This window comes from Pseudomonas sp. FW305-28, assembly GCF_017351395.1.
Classification (GTDB): domain Bacteria; phylum Pseudomonadota; class Gammaproteobacteria; order Pseudomonadales; family Pseudomonadaceae; genus Aquipseudomonas; species Aquipseudomonas fluorescens_AA.
In genome coordinates this window covers 1-3,400 of sequence record NZ_JACNDD010000271.1, presented here as the reverse complement: position 1 = coordinate 3,400, position 3,400 = coordinate 1, and the positions used below count along the sequence as shown (strand labels likewise).

The following is a 3,400-nucleotide window of genomic DNA, read 5'->3' as shown; positions in this document are numbered from 1 at the left end:
ATCTTCCACTGCTGGTCGTCAGTCGTGCTCTTCCAGGTACCGCAACGCCAGTCGCTCCGTCGCCACCTTGGTCGCGGGCGGCAGGTGTGGTGCCACCAGCATCATGATCTGGTAGACCACCAGTCGAACCTCGCCCTCGCGGTCCAGGATCCGCTGGTAGTCCAGGGAGAACAGCAACGTCATGGTGATCTGCTCCACCAGTTGCCCCAGGGCCTGGGTATCGCTGACCAGCAGATCCTGGGCCTTGAGCTGCGCCAGCAGTGAGGCGAGGGTTCGCTTCAGGGCATTGAGCAATTGACGGATGCCCTTGGCCAGCTTCGGCAGGCGCCCGGCCAGGTTCGACAGGTCCTGGAACAGAAACCGGTACTGGGCCAGGCGCTCGACGATCAAGTGCAGGAACAGCCAGTAGTCTTCCGGCGCCAACTGCGCATCCGCCGGTGGGTCCAGCAGCGGTGCCAGTTCGCTCTGGAAGCGCTCGAACAACCCGAGGATCAGCGGTTCCTTGCCATGGAAGTGGTAGTAGAGGTTGCCTGGGCTGATGCCCATTTCGTTGGCAACTTCCATCGTGGATACGTTCGGTTCGCCCTTTTCGTTGAATAATTGCAGGGCGCATTCAAGGATGCGGTCGCGGGTTTTCATCCGGTCTTCTTAATGATCGAGTCATGCCACGGCCAATCGCCTGGCCGTGGGGTAGGGCCTTCAGCGCACGCGAACATAGGTGCCGGGGGCGGCGTCCAGAGGCGGGTAGTTCGCGTTGCCCAAGGTCATCTGGGTTTCGTGCTGGGCGCCGGAGCGCTCCTGGATCCAGCCCAGCCATTGCGTCCACCAACTCCCTTCGACGTGGGCGGCGTCGTAGTACCAGGCCCGTGGGTCGCTGCTCATTTTTGCGCTTTCGATGTAGTTGGCCTTGGGGTTGCCCGGCGGGTTGAGAATGCTCTGGACATGGCCACTGTTGGAAAGCACGAAGCGTTTGTCGCCACCGAGCAACAGCGTCGAGCGATAGACGGCGTCCCAGGGCGTGATGTGGTCGTTGATGCCGGCCACGCTGAAGCTGTCCACCGTCACTTTCTGCAGGTCGATGGGCGTGCCGCACACTTCCAGGCCGCCGGGGTGGGTCAGTGGGTTGTGCTTGAAGAAGTCCAACAGATCGCCGTGGTAAGCCGCCGGCAGCCGGGTGCAGTCGTTGTTCCAGTAGAGGATGTCGAAGGCCGGCGGCTCTTTGCCCAGCAGGTAGTTGTTGATGAAGTAGGTCCAGATCAGGTCGTTGGGACGCATCCAGGCGAACACCCGGGCCATGTCGCGACCATCGAGAATGCCCTTCTGGTAGGAGCGGCGCTTGGCGGCCTCGAGGGTCTGCTCGTCGATGAACAGCGTGGCCTGGCTGTCGATCTGACTGTCCAGCAGGCTCACCAGGTACGTCGCACTGGCGACCCGCCGCAGCTGGCGCTTGGCTTGCAGGTGGCCTTGCAGGGCGGCGATGGTCATGCCACCGGCACAGGCCCCCATCAGGTTGACCTCTCGGGCGCCGGTGATCGCCCGGCAGACGTTCATGGCCTCTTCCGTGGCCTCGACATAGCTGGACAAGCCCCATTCACGGTGGCGTACGTCAGGGTTGCGCCAACTGATGATGAACACCTGCAAACCGTTTTTCAGGGCGTACTGGACGAAACTGTTGGAGGGGCTGAGGTCGAAAATGTAGAACTTGTTGATCTGTGGCGGCACGATCAGCAATGGTTTGGCGTACTGCTTTTCGCTCATGGGCCGGTACTGGATCAGTTCGAGCAATTCATTGCGAAACACCACTGCGCCGGGTGTGGTCGCCAGGGTCTTGCCGACTTCAAAGGCATGGGGCGTGGTCTGGCGCGGCAAGCCGTCGTTGTGCAGCAGGTCGTCCACCAGATGGCTGATGCCTCGAACCAGGCTGGCCCCGCCGGAGTTGAACAGCTCCTTGACCGCCAGCGGGTTGAGCAAGGTATTTGACGGCGATACGGCGTCGTTGAGCAGGGCGAAGGCGAAGTGGGCGCGGGCGCGGTCATCCTGGCTCATGTCGCTTTCGTCAATCCAGCTCTTGACCTGTTTTTGCCAGCTCAGGTAGGCCTGCAGGCTGCGGCGGTAGAATGGATTGAGCTGCCAGGTGGGGTCGGCGAAACGCGGGTCGTTGGGGTTGGTGGGGTGCAGGGTTTCGCCCAGCAACACACGGCCCAATTGACTACCCAGTTTCAACGCATGCCGGGCACTGTGCACCGGGTTGCGCAAGCCGTGTGCGGCCACGCTGCGCAAAGTGGACAGCAGGTCCCTGCCACGCAGGCCGGTGACCGCACTTTGTGCGTTGATGAAACTGGCAGGGGCGGGCATGGAACCCTTCGCCGGTCTGTCGCGCATGAGTCAACTCCTTCGTCATCAGGCTAAAAACAAACACACCGAACCAGACAACATAGTCGCTGTTTCGGGTCGCTGCGCGATCCGGCGTCCTGCCAGGCGCAAATGGGCGGTTTCAGCCGCCCCCCAGCGGCGAGGGATGCGGATGCATCACGGCACGCTGACGTTCTTCCTCCAGGAACTTCATGATGATCGGCGCCACCGCCTCGGCCCGGGTGATCAGGAACAGATGGCCGTCATCGATGATATGCAATTGGGCGTTGGGAATGCGCCAGGCCAGCATGCGCATGTTGATCAAAGGAATCAGCGGGTCGTCATCGCCGGCCAGCACCAGTGTCGGCTGGTGGATCTTGTGCAGCCAATGGATGCTGGTCCAGCCGAGGCCGGCGAACAGTTGCCAGTAATAACCGAGCTTGCCCGCCGAGCGAACCTTGGCCGCGTGGCTGGCCGCCAGGCTCGGGTCACGGCGAAACGAACCGCCATAGATCAGCGGTGCGATACGCATCACATGGGAAGGCTGAACGTAGCGCCGGGGGCTGGCCATCATCCACAGCACCTTCGGTTTGCCCGGCACCATCACCGCCCCGGCCGCCGTGGCCGCCAGCACCAGCTTCTTGCAGCGCTCCGGGTAGTCGTAGGCAAACTGCTGGGCCAAGGCGCCCCCCCAGGACACGCCGATCACGTTGACCTGCCCGTAGTCGAGGTAGTCGAGCATCCGCGCGGTGAGCTTGGCCAGGCCCGGAAAGCGATACGGCCGGTTGGGCGTCGATGAACCGCCGACACCGGGCACGTCAAAGGCGATGACTTCCAGGTCCGGGTCCAGGGCCTGGATGAACGGGAACACCAGCTCGAGGTTGGCGCCGATGCCGTTGAAAATCAGCAAGGGCGTCAAGTGAGGCTTGCCGGGACGTACCGCGGTGCGCAAGGTCTGGCCATCCAGATCGACGGTACGGAAGATGTACGGTTGCGGCATGCTTCAAGCCCTGTGGGTTGGGTCGCTGTCTTTCATTTTTCCCCGATC

3 protein-coding genes are annotated in these 3,400 nt (G+C 62.4%); all 3 read right to left on the bottom strand.

What is annotated here, in order from left to right:
* Nucleotides 1–18 precede the first annotated feature (18 nt).
* The 3 genes from J4E53_RS30170 to phaZ all read right to left on the bottom strand — a co-directional run bounded on the left by J4E53_RS30170 (nucleotide 19) and on the right by phaZ (nucleotide 3,352).
* Entirely contained in the window at nucleotides 19–639 is a 621-nt protein-coding gene (locus J4E53_RS30170) for a TetR/AcrR family transcriptional regulator (protein WP_060739570.1), read from the bottom strand.
* Between the two features lie 60 nt (nucleotides 640–699).
* Entirely contained in the window at nucleotides 700–2,382 is a 1,683-nt protein-coding gene (phaC, locus tag J4E53_RS30165; RefSeq protein ID WP_060739569.1) for a class II poly(R)-hydroxyalkanoic acid synthase, read from the bottom strand.
* A gap of 112 nt (nucleotides 2,383–2,494) precedes the next feature.
* Nucleotides 2,495–3,352 carry a poly(3-hydroxyalkanoate) depolymerase gene (phaZ, locus tag J4E53_RS30160; RefSeq protein WP_003186648.1) on the bottom strand — a complete coding sequence of 286 codons (858 nt, stop codon included), beginning with the start codon at nucleotides 3,350–3,352 and terminating at the stop codon, nucleotides 2,495–2,497.
* Nucleotides 3,353–3,400 lie beyond the last annotated feature (48 nt).

Excerpts from the sequence above, each read along its gene's own strand:
- phaZ (WP_003186648.1), bottom strand. The coding sequence starts at position 3,352 with ATGCCGCAACCGTACATCTTCCGTACCGTCGATCTGGATGGCCAGACC.
- phaC (WP_060739569.1), bottom strand. The coding sequence starts at position 2,382 with ATGCGCGACAGACCGGCGAAGGGTTCCATGCCCGCCCCTGCCAGTTTC.
- J4E53_RS30170 (WP_060739570.1), bottom strand. The coding sequence starts at position 639 with ATGAAAACCCGCGACCGCATCCTTGAATGCGCCCTGCAATTATTCAAC.